Raw genomic sequence first — 18,691 nt, 5'->3', positions numbered from 1 at the left:
GTCCGATTCCGCCGGTCAGGCTTGCGCCGAGTTGCGGTCGACGGAGGAGAGCGGTGGGGCGATGTCTTCCAGGGAACGGCCTTCGGCGTTGATGGCGAGGAACGCGGCCACGATGCCCGCGCCGAGCATGAGGACGGCGCCGATGCAGAAGGCGAGGACGGTGTCCGCGACGTCGCCGGACTTGGTCAGGTCGGAGAAGACCAGGGGGCCGGAGATGCCGCCCGCCGCGGTGCCGACGGCGTAGAACAGCGCGATGGCCGAGGCGCGGGCCTCCATCGGGAAGATCTCGGAGACGGTCAGGTAGGCGCTGCTGGCACCGGTGGAGGCGAGGAACAGTACGACGCACCAACACGCGGTCAGCGTAGTCGCGTTCAGGTGGCCCGCACCGAACAGCCAGGCGGTGGCGAAGAGGGCGACGGCGCTGCCGATGTAGGTCGAGGTGATCATCACGCGTCGACCGATCGAGTCGAACAGCGGGCCCAGCAGCAGCGGGCCGAGCAGGTTGCCGACGGCGATGACGGCGAAGTAGTACCCGGCGCGGTTGCTCGGCACGTCGTAGAAGGTCTCCAGGATCGACGCGAAGCCGAAGGTGATGGCGTTGTAGAGGAACGCCTGTCCGATGAACAACGACAGGCCCAGGACCGAACGGCGCGGATGTTCGCGCACGACGCTGCGGGCGATGGCGCCCAGGCCGGTGGCCTTGCTCGGGTCGATGGTCAGTTCGCCGTGCGGTTCGGGCAGCGTACGGCGGTCGCCGGTGCCTTTCGCGGTTTCGGCCACCACCTCCCGCTCGACGTCGGCGACCAGCTTTTCGGCCTCGTCGCCGCGGCCGTGCAGGTAGAGCCAGCGCGGGGATTCGGGGACGTGCCGGCGGACCAGCAGGATGACCAGACCGAGCACGACGCCGAGGGCGAAGGTCAGCCGCCAGCCGAGATCGGCGGGGAAGAACGCGGTATCGAGCATCAGCACGGACAGCAGCGCGCCGCCGGCGGCCCCGGCCCAGTAGGTGCCGTTGACGGCCAGGTCGACCCGGCCTCGGTAGCGGGCCGGCATCAGTTCGTCGATGGCGGAATTGATCGCCGCGTACTCGCCGCCGATACCCAGGCCGGTCAGGAAGCGGAACAGGAAGAACATCCAGGCCTGGACGGACAGTGCGGTCAGCGCGGTGCCCACGAGGTAGACGGCGAGGGTGACCATGAACAACTTCTTGCGGCCGAACCGGTCCGTCAGCCATGCGAAGAGCAGCGCGCCCACACACGCCCCCGCGACGTACAGCGCGGCGCCGGGCCCGGTGACCTGAGCCGCCGTGATGTCGAGGCCGCTGTCCGGCTCGGACAGCCGGCCGGCGACGTTGCCGACGACGGTCACTTCGAGACCGTCGAGGATCCAGACGGTGCCGAGACCGATCAGAATCCGCCAGTGCCACGGTGACCACGGCAATCGGTCCAGGCGAGCCGGGACGTCGGTGCTGAAGGTCGTGGGCTCGGCCGGTGTGTTGCTGCCTGGGGTCGTCGCGGTCGGCATGGCGGGGGTCCTCCGATCAGTTCGCTTTCGCGGCTGCCCGAGCATCGGCCCGGGAAACCCCTTTCCTGATCGGGACGTTGCCGCCGGAGACGGGTTCGTCGCCCGTGCGGATCGAAGGGCCGACCGTCCGGGGTCCGCGGGCTCGGTCGTGTGCGGCTGGGCCGATTCGGGGGTGCGGGACCGTGTCGGACCACGCCACGCGGGCTGACCCGCACCACCGGTTTCATGCTGCGTGCCAGGATCACCGAGGACGGCACACAGGTCGAACACGTGCTCACCACCGCCGTCACCGTGGAGCGTCCGGATCTGATCGCCGGCAACCTCGAGGTCAACGGCACCACCCGGGTGATCGGGGCGGGGACCGCGATCACCGCGCCGAAACCGGGCGAGTCGCTGAACTACGAAGCCGAGACCGACGGCACCGTCCTCGGCAAGTTCCCCTCCGGCTTCACCTTCGCCGACCTGCGCGCGAGCGCACTGATGGTGGGCAACGGGAAGACCGTCGAACTCACCTGGAACGGATCACCCGGCACCCGGGCGGTCGTCCGGATCACCGCCGGCTCCCGGCGCGCGGAGTTCACCTCGGACAACTCCGACATGTCCCGTCCACCCACGGAAAACGCTCTCGACGTGCCGATCGCCGCCGGTGATCGCATCCTGGTCCGCTGGACCGCCACCGCAGGCAGCGAGTTGGGCCTCACCTGGCTCCCGAAGGGCTCGGGCGCACCCACCGAGGTCGCGTAGCCCGTTCGCGGCGGGCGGTCGGACCGGGCCGACCACCCCCGCGAACCCGGTGGTCCGGTGACGGGTTCGGGGAGCTCGACCCGCCCTCGTTCGGCCGGCGTGGTCGGGTGGTCGGGTTCGTCAGCGGTGATCGGATCGGCGGTCGGCGACGGGTCGTCGGGGTGCGGGAGTGGCCGTGGTGCCTGTGGCGAGGTGTGCGGGGGCGGCGGCGGGCGGGGTCCGAGGGCGGGACCAGCGGCGCATGATCGGGAGTTCGTAGTAGCGGTACACCGCCAGGGACACCGCGATGGAGAGCGTGGTCAGGGCCGTGATGATCGCGACGCCGGGCAGCGCGGCGAAGGTTCGTTCCACGCCGAGCATGTGGCGGACGGTCAGCATGAGCGGGTAGTGGGTCAGATAGAGGGCGAAGGATGCCTCGCCCAGGGCGATGAGGTACGGGTGGTGCATCAGACGGGCGCGGCCGTGAAGGTCGGCCCGGGTGAGGGCGGCGATGATCAGGGCGAGCGGGGCGGCCATGGCCATGCCGAGGGCGTACTGGGCGGGCAGGCACGGCAGTAGCCCCAAGACGGCCACCGCGGGGACGGTGACCTGCACCCGGTTCAGGTGCGGCCAACGGCCGGTCCGGACCAGGCGGGCGGTGAGGATCCCCAGGGCGAATTCCGACAGCCGCATCGGTGGGCAGAGGTAGACGAACCACATGCTGTTCGCGTTGATGGGCAGCCAGTCGTACAGTGGCGGCCCCGGCACGAGGGTGGCGACCAGCGGCATCAGGAGCGTCGCCGCGGCGAGCGCCGCCCAGCAACTGCCCAGCCGGCGCGCGGGGATCCGCGACACCGCGGCCAGGAGGGTGGGGAAGACGGCGTAGAAGAAGGCTTCACAGGAGATCGACCAGCTCGGGGCGTTGAAGCTGAAGAAGAAGTCCGGGTCCGGGATCCAGCTCTGCACCAGGAACAGGTCCGCCACCGCGGCGCCGGTACTGTCGCCGTCGGCGAGCACGGTGGCCGGTGTGGCGACGATGACGCCGAAGAAGGCGACGGCCAGGGCCCAGGCGAGGACGTGGTTGGGGGCGATCTTCCAGAAGCGCCGGCGCCAGAACGCCCGGCGTGTTTCTCCCGGGGTGTGGGCCCAGGTCAGGACGAATCCGGACAGCACGAAGAAGCCGCTGACCGCGCCGGTGGCGATCGGTTCCAGCAGTGCCGGCGGACTTTCCGGTCCGATGTCGAAGATGCCCGAGATGAGGGTGAGATGACACAGCACCACGGCGAGGGCGAGGACGAACCGCAGGCTGGTCAGCGACGGAAGACGTGCGGGGAGGACCTGGTCGGACACGGGCTGATCTCCTTGGCCGGGCAGGGCCGGCACTTCGGGGAGGCGTAACGGGGGTGCGCCTGTGCACCTAGGGCCGGCGGAGCGCGCCGGGGCCGAGCGGGGAAGCGGGGCCCGCCGGGGAGGCCGGGCCCACCGGGGAAGACGCGCGAAGGAGACGGCGCCGGGCGGCTTCCGGCGATCGTCAGTGGACGTCGCCCCGGCCGGCCGGGCCGGTGGTGTGCACGGGCAGGCTGTGCAGGTGCCGCAGACCGCCGCGATGCCAGGACAACTCGGCCGGGTCGGCGGCCGGGGCGAGGTGCGGCAGGCGGGTGAACAGGCGGGTCAGTGCGATGCGGGTCTGGGTGCGACCGCGGGCGGCGCCCAGGCAGTAGTGCGCGCCGTGCCCGAAGGAGAGGTGGCCGCGGGGTGTCGGGCGGGCGGGGCAGACCTCGGTGGGCTGCGGCCAGCGCCGCGCGTCGAGGTTGGCGTGCAGGAAGGACGCCACCACCACGTCGCCGGCCGCGATGCGCGTGCCGTCCAGGACCAGCGGCTCGCGGGCCATGCGCCAGGCGCTGTGGTGGAACGGCGCGGACAGGCGCAGCAGTTCCTCCACCACCGCGTCGGTGCGTGCGGCGTCGCCGGACCGGAGCGCGGTTCGTACCTCGGGACGCTGCATGGCGATCAGGGCGGCGGTGGGGATGACGGTGGTGAGCGACTCCACCATGCCGACGAGCAGCAGTCCCACCATCGCGGCGGTCTGCGGGCCGGTCAGACGTCCTTCGTCGTGGGCGGTCAGCAGCGCTCGGGCGGCATTGTCCCGCCGTGTCCTGCGGGCGGCGGCCACGATCTGCACGACCCGCAGGACGAAGGCCTGGTTCGCGGCCCGGCCGTGCGGGGTGTCGGGGTGGCCGGCCAGGCCCGCGGCCGTGGTGGCCCGCACGACGGCCGTCGCCCGCTCCGGGGTGAGCCCGAGCACGGCGGAGACGCCCGCGGCGGCCAGTGGCACCGCGAGGTCGGCGACCAGGTCGGCCTGCGGCCGCTGGGCCAGGGCCTCGACCAAGTCGGCGGTAAGGCCTTCCAGTTCGGCCTCGTCGAGCCCGGCTCCGGTGGCCTGGAAGTAGGGGCTGACGATCCGGCGCATCCGGCGGTGCTCGGCGCCGTCGCGCGCGAGGAGTTGGGGCTCGGTGGACAGGAAGCTCTCGGGATAGCGGGCGTGCGGCAGCCCGTGCGGCGTTCCGGTGGGGAGGGTGCCCACCATGGTCATGTCGTTGACCAGCCGCGGGTCGGTGAGCATGGCCTGGACGGCCGCGTGCCCCGTCACCGCCCACGCCGGCAGCCCGCCGGCCAGACGCACCGCCATCACACCGGGCCGGGCCGGCGGCTCCGGGTACCGCTCGGCGAAGTCCTGCGCGGGCACCGCCGGGCAGTACAGCGACGGGGCATGCAACCAGGGCGCGGACAACGACTCTTGCAAGATCATGGATCTCCGAACCATCGGGAGATGGCGGCCCGACGGGCCGCCACCGACGGGTCGAAGCGTATGAGCGGGGTTTTTGGGAACGAAATTGATAAGTCGCACAAGTAGCCCAGGTGGTGGGCGCGCGACCCGTGCCGACCGGGTTTGCCCGGAGCACTCGTTCCGGGCTCGCCCGTGCCGCTCGGCGTGGACCCGGTGTCCGGGGCCGGGTTCGGCTACTCGGTGTCCGTCGTGTTCCGGCTGCCGCCGGCCTGGTCGTTGTCCTTGAGCGTGCCCCAGCCGTGCCAGCGGTCGATCCGGACCCAGGCGCTGACTCGACCCCGCTCCCGCTGCGGGTACTCCTGGTCGGTGTAGTGACGGGCCAGCCGGTCGATGTCGACCATGTCCTTGTCGTCGCGGATCTCGTCGATGTGGCCGATGATGCTGAGGTGGGTGTACCAGTTCCCGGTGTCGAGCACGGTGAGGGAGACCCGGGGATCGTTGCGGATGTGGTTCAGCCGTTTGCGTCCCTCGTCCATGTTGAGCAGGATGCGCCCCTCGTCCCACAGGTACCAGGTCGCCGTGGAGACGGGCTGTCCGTCGGCCCGGAGCGTCGTCACGACTGCGGGATTGGGCTGCCGCAACATCGCGATCGCCTTTTCGGGCAGCGGTGGCTTCGACATGTGTCCTCCTCGTCGGTGTCCGGCCGCGGTGGGTTCTTCACGGCGGTTCGCCGCACCGGACCGCAGCAAGACACTACCGGCGGGCCATGGGATTCCGCGGGTGCCGCGCGTCAGCTCGCGACGACGTTGCCGTCGGCGTCGAAGACGACCGTCGACCAGTGCCTGTCCCACTTGTCGTCGAGATAGCGGGGCACCTTGCCCTCGGGATAGCGCACCCAGCCCGGGTCCGGCGGCCGGCCGTCGGGCACGCACGCCCGGCCGGTGCCGCTGCCGACGGCCTTGACCGGATATTCGCCGGAACCGCAGACGCGCTCACGCATCGAACACCCGGCCGTCAGGAGGCACGCGACCGCCGCCGTCCCGACGAGGGGGACGACGACGCCGCGGAAGCCGCGGCTCGCGACGACGGCGCTCGGCACCCGGCGGGGTGTGCGCACGATCCACACGATCCGCCCACTCCCTTCCGTCGTTCGGTCGTTCCGTCGACGCCTGCCCCCGGGGCGTCGCGCACACACCTCCCGATGCGGCCCCATGGTGGCGCCGAGCCGGGTCGCGACCACTCCCTTGCCGCCGGTGGTCACCGCGAGGAATGCGGCGCGTGCCGAAGAGAACGATCACGGTGGGCGGACCGGGCGGCCTGCCATCGTCGCCGGGCACGAAGGTCCACCGCCGCATCCGTACGCACCGGCCACGCCCGACCGGGACCGCCTTCGAGGTGACCGGGGCCGTTCGGCTGGACAGGTATCCGGGCATGGCTCCCTCTCAGCGGTATCTCGACGACATGTCGGCCGAACTCGACGCGATGGTGGCCCTGTTGGGCGACCTGGTGACCTGTGAATCCCCGTCCGAGGACCCTGCGGCCCTGGACCGGTGCGCGGAGCTGCTGGCCACGGTCGGCGCGCGGCTTCTCGGACGCGAACCCGAGCGGGTCGTCCTGGGCGGCGTCACGAACCTGGTCTGGCGGCCGCGGGGGAGCGGCCCGTTGCTGCTCGGGCACTACGACACCGTGTGGCCGATGGGTTCCCTCGCCGAATTGCCCTTCTCGACGTGGGACGGTGTCGCACGCGGCCCGGGCGTGTTCGACATGAAGGCCGGCATCGTGCAGATGTTGTACGCGGCCCGGATCTCCGCGGCGCATGATCGCGTCGGGTTGCTCCTGACCGGCGACGAGGAGACCGGATCGATCATCTCTCGTGCCCTGGTCGAGGAACTCGCCGCCAAGTCCGGCGCCGTACTGGTGGGCGAACCGAGCGGGGACGGCGGCGCGGTCAAGGTCGCCCGCAAGGGCGTGGCCCGCTTCCGGGTGACGGTTCGCGGCCGGGCCGCCCACGCGGGCCTCGAACCGGAACTCGGGGTGAACGCCACCGTGGAACTCGCCCACCAGGTGATCGCGATGTTGTCGGCGGAGCGCATCGACCTGGGCACCACGGTCACCCCCACCGTCGCCACGTCCGGATCCACCATCAACACCGTGCCCGAGACGGCGACGCTCGACATCGACGTTCGCGGCTGGAGCCGGGCCGAACTCGACCGTGTCGCACGGCACATGCACGGTCTGCGGGCCACCCTGCCGCAGGCCGAGCTGTCCGTGACCGGCGGTGTCAATCGTTACCCGCTCGAAGAGGCGATGTCTGCCGAACTGTTCGCCCACGTACGCGCCGCGGCCCGCGAGATCGGCATCCCCGAACCGGGGTCGGTGCGTTCCGGCGGCGGCTCGGACGGCAATCTCACCGCCGCGATCGGCGTGCCCACCCTCTGCGGAATGGGCGCCGTGGGAGGGCATCCGCACGCCCGCGACGAATTCGTCGACATCGCGACCATGCCCGCCCGTACGGCACTTCTGGCCGCGACGCTGGACCGACTCGGCGGCGAGGAGTAGCCCGGGCCCGACCGTGCGTCGGCCCGTCGGCCCGTCGGCCCGTCGGCTCCGTCGGGGAGCGCCGCGCCGGTCCGGCCGGCCCCACGGGGGGAGGGTCGGCCGGATCCGGCGCGGGTCCGTCGTCGCGGGCCGGGAGAGCCGGTGTGTCCGCGACGACGGGACACGTCCGGTACGGACCGGACGTGGGTCGGGTGGTTCAACGGGTACCCGGCCGACGCGGCTCGTTTCGCTCGGAGTTCGTGCGCACGTCGGTGGATCCCTCCCGGTGTCGGGCTGATCCCATGGTCACAGGGATCGCTTCCGGCGCGCGTCGCCCTGCGGGCCGAGCGAGCGCGTCGGCCGGTCGGCCGACTCGGGCTACCGCAGGAGGAGACGAAACCGGTCGTGTCCGGCGCAGACCGGTACGCGAGTACCGGGACCCCTCCGTCGTCGCCCGGGCGCGAGAGCGGACGGCGGGGAACCGGTGGGCCGAAGGGTCCGTGTGGTGCTCGCATCGGGGGGTAGTCGTTCCTGGCCACCGGTCCGTACACCGGGGCGGGGTCGGGCCGATCGTCGAGGTCCACGCACCTGCCCGCGGTGAACGAGCGGCAGGCGGAAAGGCGTCGTTCGTCTCGACGGGTGGCGCCATGGGGATCGTGGAGTGGGGGGTGATCGGGCGTGGGAGCTCGAACTCACGAGAACGCGGCGGGGGACGAGGTCGACTCCGACCCGGCACGGCGCGCGGGCGGTCGTGACGACGATGCGGGGACCCGCCTGACGGTATTGGTGGCACTCGCGGCCAATCTCGTCATCGCGGTCGGGAAGGCGGTCGCGGGTCTCGTCGCCGGAGCGCCGGCCCTGCTGTCGGAGGCGGCGCACTCGGTGGCGGACACCCTCAACGAGGCATTCCTGCTCGCCTCGCTCGACCGGAGCCGGCGCACACCGGATGCCGAGCATCCCTTCGGGTACGGCAAGGACCGCTACTTCTGGTCGCTGTTGGCGGCCGTCGGCATCTTCGTGCTCGGCGGCGGCTTCTCCTTCTTCCAGGCGTGGGAGGCGCTGCGGGAGGAGAGCGAGCCGGATGTCGCCGGCTATCTCGCGGGCCTGGCCGTCCTGTTCGTGGCGCTGTGCGCGGAGGGCGGGTCGCTGGTGCGCGCGGTGCTCCAGGTACGCCGGCAGGCCCGGGAGTCGGGCGTCTCCGTGATGCGCGCGATCCGGGACGTGGACGACCCCGCCCTGCGCACCGTGCTGGCCGAGGACGCCACCGCCGTGCTGGGCGTTCTGCTCGCGATGGGTGGGTTGGGTCTGCACATGGCGACGGGCAATGCGGTCTGGGAGGCCGCGGCGTCGTTGTGCATCGGCCTGCTGCTGGTGCTCATCGCCTACCGGCTCGGCCGCGAGGCGCGCGGCGAGCTGATCGGCGAAGCCGTGGACGTGGCACTGCAACGCGACATCCTGAAGTACCTGGACGCGCAGCCGGAGATCGACGTGGTGACCCAACTGCTGACCATGCGCCTGGGCCTGCACTCCACGCTGCTCGCGGCACGCATCGACCTGGCCGACGGTCTGGACAGCGAGGCCGTCGAGGTGATGTCGGTACGACTCAAGCGCTCCATCGGCGAACGATGGCCACATGTGGACCAGGTCTTCCTGGACGTGACGCGGGCCGGTGCCGGGGAGCGGCGGGAGGCGCACCGGTACCGCGCGTCGTTGGACGAGGCCGCGGCGGACCGCGAGCCGCGGTCGGTCGAGTGAGCCACGGTCGGCCGTCTGCGGCAGCCCGCGATCGCGGCGCCCGTCGGCCGGGATGCCGGCACGTACGGTCGCCCGTCGATGCGTGCTGCTCCGACCGATGAGTTCGCTCGCCGCGCGCAGTCCAACCATGGACAACGTTCACCGAGCACCTCGCGCGAAGGAAACATCATGCGGAAGATCACCGCCGGCCTGTTCATCTCCCTCGACGGAGTCGTCGAGGCGCCCGACCAGTGGCACTTCCCGTACTTCAACGACGAGATGGGCGCGGCCGTCGGCGCCCTCGCCCAGGCGGGCGACACCCTCCTGCTCGGCCGCAAGACCTATGACAGCTTCGCCGGCGCGTGGCCGGAGCGGGAGGCGGCCGGTGGCGAGGACGCCACGTTTGCGAAGGTCCTCGGCGACACGCGCAAGATCGTCGTGTCGACCGGGCGGCCCACATTCACCTGGCGCAATTCCGAGCAACTGCGGGGCGACCTGGTGGAGGCGGTCACCGCCCTGAAGAACGAGCCGGGCGGGGGCATCTCGCTGAGCGGTTCGATCTCGATCGTCCGCAGCCTCCTGGTGGCCGGCCTCTTGGACGAACTGCACCTGCTGCTGCACCCGATCGTGGTGGGCAAGGGCATGCGCCTGTTCGAGGAGGCGGAGAGCACGCTTGCGCTGACCCTGATCTCGTCCCGGACCTTCCGCACCGGTGTGATGCACCTCGTCTACGCTCGGGCCGAGTCGACGGACGGCGGCACGTATCAGGAGGCGAAGCCGCACCTGCCCCAGGGCGCATAGCCGGTAGGCGTCGGAGGCCGGTGTCGTACCTCGGCGCCGGATGGCGGTGTCCGGTCGGGGGCGGCATCGGGGCCGGGCGGTCCGAATGGCGGTGTCCCGACATCGGGCCCGTCCGGGATGCCCTCGCCCGAGGTGGCACGCGGGAGCGGTGGGTCACGCTCCCGCGCGCCACCTCGAATCCGGTCCCGGAACAACACGTGGGGCGGGGGCGGCGAACTGCGCCGGTGTGGTCCGGCGAGTGCCGGGAAATCGTCTTCCCCACACGCGGAACCGCCGACGGAAGGCACACCATGGGCGAGCAGGACGGCCGACGCGAGCGCGCGGACGAGCGCGCGGATCGGCGCTGGAACGAACTGCTTCAGGAGGTCCGCGTCGTACAGACCGGCGCGCAGGTGCTGTTCGGATTCCTGCTGAGCGTCGTCTTCACGCCGAAGTTCGACACGCTGGGCGACTTCGACAACGGCCTCTACGTGGCCGCCGTCGTGCTCGGCGCGGCCTCGATGGGTGTCCTGGTGTCCATGGTTTCGCTGCACCGCGCGGTCGCCGGACAACACCTCAAACCCCGCCTGGTGCACCTGGCGAACCACCTTCTCACGGTGGGCGTGGGGCTGTTGGCGTGCACCATCGGCTGCTCGTTGTTGTTGCTGCTGCGGGTGGCCACCGACACGGTGACGGCCGCGGTGCTCACGACGCTGGCCGCGGTGTGGTTCCTCTGTTGGTGGCTCGTCCTGCCCTTGGTCCTTCGGCTGCGCGTACCGGGGTCGCCCACGGGGAAGTGAAGCCCCGCGACGCCCGGCTGACGAGGAGTCGGTTCGCGGTCGCAATGCCCGCGACGGCCGGGGCGCTCAGGGCGTCGTCTCCTCCTGGGCCGCCCCGCGGCTCGGCCCTGCGCCGGTGTCGTCCCCGGCCCCACGAGCCGGCGGCGGGACGGCGAGCGGGTTGAACAGGTGTGCCGTGCCGGTGACTTCGAGCAGGCGGCGGAATTTGTCGCCGGGCACGAGACCGAGTCGGGTCCCGATTTCCAGGGCTCTGGCACGCGCATAGAGCAGGGCGTGCAGACCCGTGCTGTCGCAGAAGGTGATGCTGCTCATGTCCACGTCCACCCGAGGCGCACCCGAGTCGAGCGCGGTGTCGAGGGCGCGGCGCAGCGGTGGCCCGGTGTCGATGTCGAGTTCACCGCCGATCCGCAACAGAACCCCGTCGTCGACGACGGTCACCCGAATGCGCAGGTGCTTCGGCGTGGCTTCGCGATGGCGGATCCTGGGGCGGCCCGGTGGGCGCAGCGACTGGCGGGTGGCGGGGCGGCGTGGGGCGGCCATGACGGGCTTCCCTCCCTGGCATGTCGGGCGGGGACCTCGATCGTTGGGGGGCGACATGTGCTTTCGCGGGATTCGGGTGGCCGGTGGTTCCGGCCTGCGGTGTGTCAAGCATCGGTCGTCGCCGAACGTGCGTCAAGTAATTCATGAACTGCAATTCGTGTATCGAGTTGCCGGAACGATCGCGCCTATGATGGTGGGCATGAGCGATGCGGAGCAGTCCAGGCCGTCGTGGACGTTCTTCACCAATCACGCCCGTGTGCTCTCGGTGATCGCCCGTGATCCCGAGGTGCGGGTGCGCGACATCGCGGCTGCGTGTCTGCTGACCGAGCGCGCGGTGCAGGCCATCCTGGCGGACCTGGAGGACGGCGGGTATCTGACCCGGCAGCGCAGCGGACGGCGCAACATCTATCGAGTCGTGCCCGGAACCGAGGTGCGACATCCGGCCGACCGGGGCCGGGCCGTCGCCGACGCCCTCGACCTGCCCGAACAGGCGCCTCCGGACGGGACGGACGCGGACGCGGACCTGCTTCGGGCCGACGCGGGCGACCGGGAGTTCGGGCGGCGCGAACGCTCGGATTCCGGCGGCTGACCGACGACCTCGCCCCCGGCGTCGGTCCGCGCCCTCCCCGACCGTTCCGCTCCGTCCGTTCCGCATGCCCGGTCGGACATCGGGTAGCGGCTCGGTGTTCGAGCCTGGGAGCGCGGTTCGAGCGTCGGACTGCGCGAGATGCGAGGTGAGTGCCATGCCGAGGGGATCGAGTCCCAAGCGGGAACGCCAGTACGAGCACATCAGGGAAAGCGCGAAGAATCGCGGCGAAAGCACCAAGCGCGCCGAGGAGATCGCGGCCCGCACGGTGAACAAGGAACGCGCCCGCGCCGGCGAGGCCGAGACGGCGAGTCGGACCTCCCTCCAGGACATGTCCTCGTCCCGGCGCGGCGGTCTGCGCTCGCACAGTGGCGCCCAGGGCCCCACCTACGACCAGCTCTACGCCGACGCCAAACGTCGCGGCATCAAGGGGCGTTCGTCGATGAACAAGAAACAACTGGAGCAGGCCCTCGGTCGCTGAGTATGCCGACCTCGGCTGCCCGATGTCGGCGGCCGATCCGGGCCCGTGTCGGGAACGGCAGGCAGGCGTCCGGGACCCGACGCACCTTCTGCCGGCGAGCCGGCCGCCTGCCTGCGTCCTGAAGCCGAGCCGACCGACCGTCACATGCGGACCGGCTCGGCTGTTTCCATGCCGAGACGGGTTGCTTGCTTGTACAAGCAGTATGTAGGTTGAGGCCATGTCGGACTTCACGCCGACCGGCGGGTCCGAGGTGGAGCCTGCCGGTGATGACGAGGACGACCGCTGGTGTATGGCGGTGCGTCTGTTGGGTCGGATCGAACAGCGCTTGGATCGGGCCCTGCAACAGGCCCATGGTCTACAGCTCTCGGAGTATCGGGCGTTGTGCGCGCTGAGCCGGGAGGACAGCGGGGGAAGCCTGCGGATGGGGGAGTTGGCCGAGCGCATCGGCCTGAAGGTCAGCTCGGTCACCCGACTCGTCGGGCGACTGGAGGCCCAGGGCATGGCGGAACGAACCTCCGTCGGCGGTGAGGACGGTCGAGGGGTGCGAGCCACCGTCAGTACGGCCGGGCACCTCCGCTACGAGCAGGCGACCGCCACCTACCGGGCCGCACTCGGCGCGGAGTTGCACGCAGCCCGCGAGAACGTCCACCTGGCCGAACTCGCCGGCTGGGTCCGCGGCACGTGACCCTCCGCCGGTACCTGACCCGACGCCGACGCCGACAGGCCGGAATCGGCGGCCGACGCCTGTGCGATGGGCCCCGCCCCGCCCGGAACGAAGGACCAGGACCGATGACCGACGCAGCCGTTCACTACGACCGACTCCTCGCCGAGCAGTACACCTGGATGCTCGGCGGCGACATCGAAGCCCTCGCCGCCGAACAGGGCGCGCTGCTCCGCGACCTCGGCGTGGTCCCCGGGCCGACCCCGGGGGTGGCCGTGGACCTGGGCTGCGGCCCCGGCCAACAGACGCTCGCCCTGGCCCGCGCCGGCTTCGCGTCGGTGATCGCCGTCGACGGCAACACGGCCCTGCTGGCCGAACTCGCCCGGCACGTCCGGGGGCTCGGCGGGATCGAGCCGGTCCATGCCGACATACGCGGCGTACTTCCCCGGGTCGCCCGGCCCGGGACCGTGGACGTCGTGGTGTGCATGGGCGACACCCTTCCCCACCTGCCGAGCAGGGCCGACGTGACGGCGCTGCTCGCCGACACCGCCCGTGCGCTCGCTCCGGGAGGCCGGTTCGTGGCCACCTACCGCGACCAGTCCCGTCCGCTGCGCGGGACGGACCGGTTCATCCCCGTACGCAGCGACCGGGACCGCGTGTTCACGTGCTTCCTGGAGTACGTCGACGAGGACACCGTCATGATTCACGACCTTGTGCACACCCGGGCCGGGGACTCCTGGAACCTGCAAGCCGGCAGCTATCCCAAGCTGCGCATCGGCTCGGACTGGCTGAGCGAACAGTGCCGCCGGGCCGGACTCGACGTTCGCGACGACACGGCGGGTCCGAGGGGCATCCGGATCCTGCACGCCGTCAAGGTCTGACCGGCGGCCTCCGGGTCCCGACCCAGGGCTGCGGGCCACGTCCCGATGTGCTGTCGACGGCCCCATGCACCCCGAGGCACCGCGAGAACCGATCCCGCCGACAATTCGACGATTCCGAGGCCCGCACCGGGCAGATCGTAGGGCCGACCATGACGGACACGACCGATCCGACCAGAAGAGGCGACCTGTTCGTCGGCGTTGCCGGCAACCGTCGGTTCGAGGGCCCCACCACGGGCGACGAGCGCGCCATCCTGATCGACGTCCTGGCCGCACAGCGCTCGACGCTGGAACTGAAGTGCTCGGGTCTGGGAACCGAACTGGCCCGGCGATCCGTGGAGCCCTCCACACTGTCCCTGCTCGGTATCGTGCGGCACCTCGCCGACATGGAGCGCCGCTGGTTCCGGCACGTCCTGGCCGGGCAGGACGCACCGGCCCACTTCTCCTCCCGCGCAGACCCCGACGGCGACTTCGACGGCGCGGTGCCGGACGCCGTGGTCGTCGAGCAGGCGTGGCAGGCATGGCGTACGGAGGTCGCCTTCGCCGAGCGCTTCACGATCGAGGCACCCGACCTCGACGTGGCGGGCGACGACGGGTGGCGGGGGACGGTGTCGTTGCGCTGGGTGCTGATCCACATGGTCGAGGAGTACGCGCGCCACAACGGCCACGCCGATCTGCTGCGCGAACGCATCGACGGCGCCATCGGCCTGTGACCCGCCCCCTCGGGCCCGCCGCGACCGCTCCCGCGACCGCTCCCGGCTCGACGGCGATGCCGCGACCAGTGCCGACGCGGTCGACGGGGCGGGTCGTGGTGCGACCTCCGTCACGTGTGCCGGCGTTCGAGGGGAGATCGTGACACAACTGATCTGACGGGTCGTCAGTTCGGTTGGCGGCCCCTGGATCCGGGAGCCGTCACATGGCAACCGCCGTACCTTCGTCCGGCCTTCGTTCCCGCCTGATCGTGCCCACCCTGGCCTTCGGCGGCACGCTCATGGCACTCATGCAGACGGTGATCGTGCCGCTGCTGCCCGCACTTCCCGGCGATACCGGGTCGTCGCCGGGCACGGTGAGTTGGATGCTGACCGCGACGCTGCTGTCCGGTGCGGTGCTCAACCCCGTACTGGGCCGTGCCGGCGACATGTACGGCAAGCGCCGCATCCTGCTCGGCGCCCTCGCGGTGATGACGGTCGGATCGGCCCTGTGCGCGATGACGACCGACATCGGCGTGCTGATCACCGCGCGTGCCCTGCAGGGCACGGCCGCCGCGGTCGTGCCGCTGGCCACCGGCGTCCTGCGGGACGAACTGCCGCCGCACCGGGTCGGCTCGGCGGTCGCGCTGATGAGCTCGACGGTGGGGATCGGGGCCGCCGCCGGGCTGCCGCTGGCCTCGATCGTGGTGCAGCACGCCGACTGGCACATGTTGTTCTGGGTGACGACCGGCCTGGGCGGGCTCGGCGTGGCGCTCTCGTGGTGGGTGGTGCCGCGCTCGGCGACGCGTACCCCGGGCCGTTTCGACGTCGTGGGGGCCCTGCTGCTCACCGCCGGCCTGGTGGGGGTGCTGCTCGCGGTCTCCAAGGGTGGTGACTGGGGCTGGAGGAGCCCGCTCGTGCTGGGGGTGGGTGCGGCGGGTGTCCTGGTCCTGCCGATCTGGGGATGGCATCAGCTGCGGGTGCGCGAACCGCTCGTGGATCTGCGCCTCGCGGCCCGCCGTACGGTCCTGCTGCCGCACCTGGCGGCTCTGGTGACCGGATTCGCCTTCTACGCGAACTGGCTTGCCACCGTGCAGTTGGTGCAGGCGCCCGAGGAGACCGGGTACGGCCTGGGGGCGTCCGCGTTGGTGGCGAGCCTGTGCCTGCTGCCCGGCGGGTTGACGATGGTGGCGATGTCGCCGGTGTCGGCTCGGCTGTCCGCGGCGCGCGGTGCCCGGTCGACGCTGGTGGCGGGGGCGCTGGTGATCGCGGGGGCGTACGTCGTGCGGGTGTTCACCAGCGAGCAGATGTGGACGATCGCGGCCGGGGCGACGTTGTGCTCGGTGGGGACCGGCCTGGTGTACTCGGCGTTGCCGACGCTGGTGATCCAGGCGGTGCCCGCGGAACAGACGGCGGCGGCGACGGGCTTGAACGTGCTCATGCGCACCATCGGCCAGGCGCTGTGCAGCACCGTGGTCGCCGTCGTGTTGACGACGGTGACGTCGACCCTGCCGGCCGCGGCGGGGGGCGGCAGGTACGCCTCGCTCGACGCCTACCGCATCGTCTTCGCGCTCGCCGCCGCCGCGGCGCTGGCCGCGGCGGTCACCGCGGCGGCGATCCCGCGCACCGCGGTCCACCCCGCCGGGGTCGAGGCGCGTGGCCCGCTCCGCCGGGCATCCCGGGCAGGCTCCTGACACCCGACGAGCGGAGCGGCGAACCGGCCGACGGGTTAGCGTCGTTACCGGGGGGCGTGCGGGTGGCCGCAGCGGAACAGCGGGTCGCGGGTGTCGAAGGGGACGTCCTCGCGGGACTCCTCGACGGCCCGCATCGACGAGGGCAGGTCGAAGGGCAGGGTTCCGGGAGTGGGGCTGTTGCCGAAGACGGCGTCCAGAACCAGGTCGTCGTCGGCGCCGAAGTCGGCCAGGAGGGCGGCGGCGCAGCCGGCGAGTTCGGTGAGAATCGCGGCGCGGTCGAGGAAGACGTCGACGGCGGTGGGTACGGTCGCGCACAGCTTGCGCAGCCGTTCGAGTTCGGCGGCGGAGAAGTCCAAGGAGCCGGCGTGGAAGTGGCGTTCCAGGAGGCCCTCGCGGGGTTCGTAGGGGGCGTCGATCCGGATGACGGCCAGGTCCGCGTCCTCGGGGCGCTCGACCACCGTGCCGTAGCGGGAAGCGACTTCGGGGTCGATGTTCTCGACGTACAGCCGGTGCCGGGGAGTTGCCGCGAACGCGTCCCCGGTGAGGCGGACCAGGGAGCGCCGTTGTACGCGGCGGCCGAGTTCGGTACGGGTGGGGTGCCCCACCACCTGCGCGGCGACCTCGGGGTCGACGTAGGGGTCGTCGAACAGGCCGAGTCGGAACTTGTCGCGCAGGATGCGCCGTGCCGATGCGTCGATGCGGCTCTCCTCGACGGCGCCGGAGCGCACCGCGTCGACGATCAGGTCGGATCGGGTCTCGCCGCCGAACTGGTCGACGCCGGCGTGCAGCATCATCGCGGCCTGTTCGGCGAGGGAGAGGTGTTCCACGCCCCAGTTGCGCGCCGGCAGGGCGACGACGCCGGGGATCTCCATGCCGGTGAGCACGTTGAAGTCGCTGCACACCACGCCGTCGAAGCCGTACCGTTCGCGCAGCAGGCCGGTGAGCACGTCGCGGTTGAACGAGGAGCCGACTTCGGCGAGCGCGGTGCCGACGGGGATCGAGTAGCACGTCATGACCTGGGCGGTGCCCACCTCGAACGCCGCCTCGAAGGGCTTGAGGTGGTAGTCGAGGTTGCCGCCCGGATAGACGGTGCGGGTGCCGTAGGCGAAGTGCGGGTCCTCGCCGTTCTCCTGGGGTCCGCCGCCGGGGAAGTGCTTGGTCATGCAGGCGACGCTGTCGGCGCCCAGGCGTTCGCCCTGGAAGCCGCGGATGTAGGCGGCCAGGATGCGTGCGGCGCGGTCCGCGTCCTCGCCGAACGTGCCGCCGGTGCGCGGCTTGCGGGGTTCGGTGGCCAGGTCGGCCATCGGGTGGATGGCGACGCGGACGCCGACGGCGCGCAGTTCGGCGGCCATCGCGGCGGCGTATTCCTCGACGAGTGCGGGGTCGTCGGTGGCCGCGAGGCCGATCGGTTCCGGGCCGCGGCTGAAGGCGCCGCCGGTGAACGCGGTGGCCGGGTTCTCGGTGAAGCCGTGCCGGGGGTCGGAGGCGAGGGTGACGGGTATGCCCAGGCGGGTGGCGGCGGCCAGGTCCTGCACGTGGTTGTTCCACCGGGCCATTTCCACCGGTGTGGGCATGGCGGTCAACCCGAAGGTGTTGATGCCGCGTTCGGCGATCAGTTCGGCCCCGGAGGGTCTGCGGGCGCCGTCGCCGGGGATCATCCGGCCGCAGCACATCAGTCCGGCCTTCTCCTCCAGGGTCATTCGGCCCAGCAGATCGGCGACGCGTTCGTCGATCGGGAGCCGAGGGTCCTCGTAGGGCTCCATGGTCCCGTTGTGGTTCAGGTCGCGAAAGCGGGTGCCGTCGTGGTGGCGCAGTGTCCGGGGCATGGCGGATGACTCCTTGTGGTGGGTGACCGGTGTGGGCAGCGGGTGGTGGCAGGCGACGGTGCGTTGTTCGCCGACGGCGCGTATCGAGGGTCCGCGGTCGCGCGCAGCCCGGTCGCACTCGAAGCAGCGGGTGCGGAACCGGCAGCCGGACGGCGGGGCCGAGGGGAGGCGGGTCGACGGCGAGCAGGGGCCGTTGCCGAGGGCGACGTGCTCGCGGCAACCGGGTCCGCCGGTGCGCCCGGCACGCCGGTGTCGGGGTGGATCAGCTCAGCCCCCCGGTCGAGTGGCACAACTGCCAGGCGACAGTAGTGCAAACGCTTGCGGTGGGGAAGGTTGTAATCCGGGATCCCGGCCGGGAACCGGTCCGCACCGGGTCCCGAGCCGGCGTTGGTCACAGCTTGGTAACGTCCGATCCGTATGAGCGGCGATACAATTTCACATGTCACATC

At 71.5% G+C, this 18,691-nt stretch carries 18 protein-coding genes; 11 read left to right on the top strand and 7 right to left on the bottom strand.

Annotated features, from left to right (window positions below; translation table 11 throughout):
* Window positions 1-15: 15 nt before the first annotated feature.
* Window positions 16-1,524: an MFS transporter gene (locus ACFZBU_RS12610; protein ID WP_391583498.1), complete on the bottom strand. Its 1,509-nt coding sequence runs from the start codon at window positions 1,522-1,524 to the stop codon at window positions 16-18.
* Window positions 1,525-1,749: 225 nt separating this feature from the next.
* On the opposite strand from ACFZBU_RS12610, the gene ACFZBU_RS12605 reads away from it, so the two are divergent.
* Complete coding sequence (locus ACFZBU_RS12605; RefSeq protein WP_391583497.1) at window positions 1,750-2,268, top strand: hypothetical protein; 519 nt, start codon at window positions 1,750-1,752, stop codon at window positions 2,266-2,268.
* 120 nt (window positions 2,269-2,388) lie between these two features.
* Here ACFZBU_RS12605 and ACFZBU_RS12600 read toward each other — a convergent pair whose 3' ends face one another.
* From ACFZBU_RS12600 to ACFZBU_RS12585, 4 genes are all read right to left on the bottom strand, one after another.
* Entirely contained in the window at window positions 2,389-3,597 is a 1,209-nt protein-coding gene (locus ACFZBU_RS12600) for an acyltransferase family protein (RefSeq protein WP_391583496.1), read from the bottom strand.
* 181 nt (window positions 3,598-3,778) lie between these two features.
* Window positions 3,779-5,056, bottom strand: coding sequence for a cytochrome P450 (locus ACFZBU_RS12595; protein WP_391583495.1), 1,278 nt, complete (start codon window positions 5,054-5,056; stop codon window positions 3,779-3,781).
* Between the two features lie 212 nt (window positions 5,057-5,268).
* Window positions 5,269-5,715 carry a PPOX class F420-dependent oxidoreductase gene (locus ACFZBU_RS12590; protein WP_391583494.1) on the bottom strand — a complete coding sequence of 149 codons (447 nt, stop codon included), beginning with the start codon at window positions 5,713-5,715 and terminating at the stop codon, window positions 5,269-5,271.
* A gap of 110 nt (window positions 5,716-5,825) precedes the next feature.
* Window positions 5,826-6,152, bottom strand: a complete 327-nt coding sequence (locus tag ACFZBU_RS12585) for an SCO0607 family lipoprotein (protein WP_391583493.1) — start codon at window positions 6,150-6,152, stop codon at window positions 5,826-5,828.
* A 314-nt stretch (window positions 6,153-6,466) separates the two neighbouring features.
* On the opposite strand from ACFZBU_RS12585, the gene ACFZBU_RS12580 reads away from it, so the two are divergent.
* From ACFZBU_RS12580 to ACFZBU_RS12565, 4 genes are all read left to right on the top strand, one after another.
* Complete coding sequence (locus ACFZBU_RS12580; RefSeq protein ID WP_391583492.1) at window positions 6,467-7,594, top strand: M20 family metallopeptidase; 1,128 nt, start codon at window positions 6,467-6,469, stop codon at window positions 7,592-7,594.
* A 657-nt stretch (window positions 7,595-8,251) separates the two neighbouring features.
* Window positions 8,252-9,328 (top strand): cation diffusion facilitator family transporter, encoded by a 1,077-nt coding sequence (locus ACFZBU_RS12575; RefSeq protein ID WP_391583491.1) that lies wholly within the window; start codon window positions 8,252-8,254, stop codon window positions 9,326-9,328.
* Window positions 9,329-9,496: 168 nt separating this feature from the next.
* Entirely contained in the window at window positions 9,497-10,108 is a 612-nt protein-coding gene (locus tag ACFZBU_RS12570) for a dihydrofolate reductase family protein (RefSeq protein WP_391583490.1), read from the top strand.
* Between the two features lie 290 nt (window positions 10,109-10,398).
* On the top strand, window positions 10,399-10,887 hold the full coding sequence (locus ACFZBU_RS12565; protein ID WP_391583489.1) for a DUF6328 family protein: 489 nt from the start codon (window positions 10,399-10,401) through the stop codon (window positions 10,885-10,887).
* Window positions 10,888-10,953: 66 nt separating this feature from the next.
* Here ACFZBU_RS12565 and ACFZBU_RS12560 read toward each other — a convergent pair whose 3' ends face one another.
* Entirely contained in the window at window positions 10,954-11,427 is a 474-nt protein-coding gene (locus ACFZBU_RS12560) for an STAS domain-containing protein (protein ID WP_391583488.1), read from the bottom strand.
* Window positions 11,428-11,626: 199 nt separating this feature from the next.
* Here ACFZBU_RS12560 and ACFZBU_RS12555 point away from each other — a divergent pair, with 199 nt between their 5' ends.
* From ACFZBU_RS12555 to ACFZBU_RS12530, 6 genes are all read left to right on the top strand, one after another.
* Entirely contained in the window at window positions 11,627-12,016 is a 390-nt protein-coding gene (locus tag ACFZBU_RS12555; protein ID WP_391583487.1) for a helix-turn-helix transcriptional regulator, read from the top strand.
* 154 nt (window positions 12,017-12,170) lie between these two features.
* Entirely contained in the window at window positions 12,171-12,494 is a 324-nt protein-coding gene (locus ACFZBU_RS12550) for a plasmid stabilization protein (RefSeq protein WP_391583486.1), read from the top strand.
* A 217-nt stretch (window positions 12,495-12,711) separates the two neighbouring features.
* Window positions 12,712-13,179: a MarR family winged helix-turn-helix transcriptional regulator gene (locus ACFZBU_RS12545; protein WP_391583485.1), complete on the top strand. Its 468-nt coding sequence runs from the start codon at window positions 12,712-12,714 to the stop codon at window positions 13,177-13,179.
* 104 nt (window positions 13,180-13,283) lie between these two features.
* Window positions 13,284-14,036, top strand: a complete 753-nt coding sequence (locus tag ACFZBU_RS12540; RefSeq protein ID WP_391583484.1) for a class I SAM-dependent methyltransferase — start codon at window positions 13,284-13,286, stop codon at window positions 14,034-14,036.
* Window positions 14,037-14,185: 149 nt separating this feature from the next.
* The gene (locus ACFZBU_RS12535) at window positions 14,186-14,746 is read left to right on the top strand and encodes a DinB family protein (protein ID WP_391583483.1); all 561 of its coding nucleotides are present in this window, start codon (window positions 14,186-14,188) and stop codon (window positions 14,744-14,746) included.
* A gap of 203 nt (window positions 14,747-14,949) precedes the next feature.
* Window positions 14,950-16,416, top strand: coding sequence for an MFS transporter (locus ACFZBU_RS12530; protein ID WP_391583482.1), 1,467 nt, complete (start codon window positions 14,950-14,952; stop codon window positions 16,414-16,416).
* A 44-nt stretch (window positions 16,417-16,460) separates the two neighbouring features.
* Here ACFZBU_RS12530 and ACFZBU_RS12525 read toward each other — a convergent pair whose 3' ends face one another.
* Window positions 16,461-18,242 carry a glycoside hydrolase family 3 protein gene (locus tag ACFZBU_RS12525; protein WP_391583481.1) on the bottom strand — a complete coding sequence of 594 codons (1,782 nt, stop codon included), beginning with the start codon at window positions 18,240-18,242 and terminating at the stop codon, window positions 16,461-16,463.
* Window positions 18,243-18,691 lie beyond the last annotated feature (449 nt).

This window comes from Embleya sp. NPDC008237 (assembly GCF_042956465.1).
GTDB lineage: Bacteria > Actinomycetota > Actinomycetes > Streptomycetales > Streptomycetaceae > Embleya.
This window is presented reverse-complemented; position numbering and strand designations above follow the sequence as displayed.

Coding starts and splice junctions, on each gene's coding strand:
- ACFZBU_RS12610 (WP_391583498.1), bottom strand. CDS start 1,524: ATGCCGACCGCGACGACCCCAGGCAGCAACACACCGGCCGAGCCCACG.
- ACFZBU_RS12605 (WP_391583497.1), top strand. CDS start 1,750: ATGCTGCGTGCCAGGATCACCGAGGACGGCACACAGGTCGAACACGTG.
- ACFZBU_RS12595 (WP_391583495.1), bottom strand. CDS start 5,056: ATGATCTTGCAAGAGTCGTTGTCCGCGCCCTGGTTGCATGCCCCGTCG.
- ACFZBU_RS12590 (WP_391583494.1), bottom strand. CDS start 5,715: ATGTCGAAGCCACCGCTGCCCGAAAAGGCGATCGCGATGTTGCGGCAG.
- ACFZBU_RS12580 (WP_391583492.1), top strand. CDS start 6,467: ATGGCTCCCTCTCAGCGGTATCTCGACGACATGTCGGCCGAACTCGAC.
- ACFZBU_RS12570 (WP_391583490.1), top strand. CDS start 9,497: ATGCGGAAGATCACCGCCGGCCTGTTCATCTCCCTCGACGGAGTCGTC.
- ACFZBU_RS12565 (WP_391583489.1), top strand. CDS start 10,399: ATGGGCGAGCAGGACGGCCGACGCGAGCGCGCGGACGAGCGCGCGGAT.
- ACFZBU_RS12560 (WP_391583488.1), bottom strand. CDS start 11,427: ATGGCCGCCCCACGCCGCCCCGCCACCCGCCAGTCGCTGCGCCCACCG.
- ACFZBU_RS12555 (WP_391583487.1), top strand. CDS start 11,627: ATGAGCGATGCGGAGCAGTCCAGGCCGTCGTGGACGTTCTTCACCAAT.
- ACFZBU_RS12550 (WP_391583486.1), top strand. CDS start 12,171: ATGCCGAGGGGATCGAGTCCCAAGCGGGAACGCCAGTACGAGCACATC.
- ACFZBU_RS12545 (WP_391583485.1), top strand. CDS start 12,712: ATGTCGGACTTCACGCCGACCGGCGGGTCCGAGGTGGAGCCTGCCGGT.
- ACFZBU_RS12540 (WP_391583484.1), top strand. CDS start 13,284: ATGACCGACGCAGCCGTTCACTACGACCGACTCCTCGCCGAGCAGTAC.
- ACFZBU_RS12535 (WP_391583483.1), top strand. CDS start 14,186: ATGACGGACACGACCGATCCGACCAGAAGAGGCGACCTGTTCGTCGGC.
- ACFZBU_RS12530 (WP_391583482.1), top strand. CDS start 14,950: ATGGCAACCGCCGTACCTTCGTCCGGCCTTCGTTCCCGCCTGATCGTG.
- ACFZBU_RS12525 (WP_391583481.1), bottom strand. CDS start 18,242: ATGCCCCGGACACTGCGCCACCACGACGGCACCCGCTTTCGCGACCTG.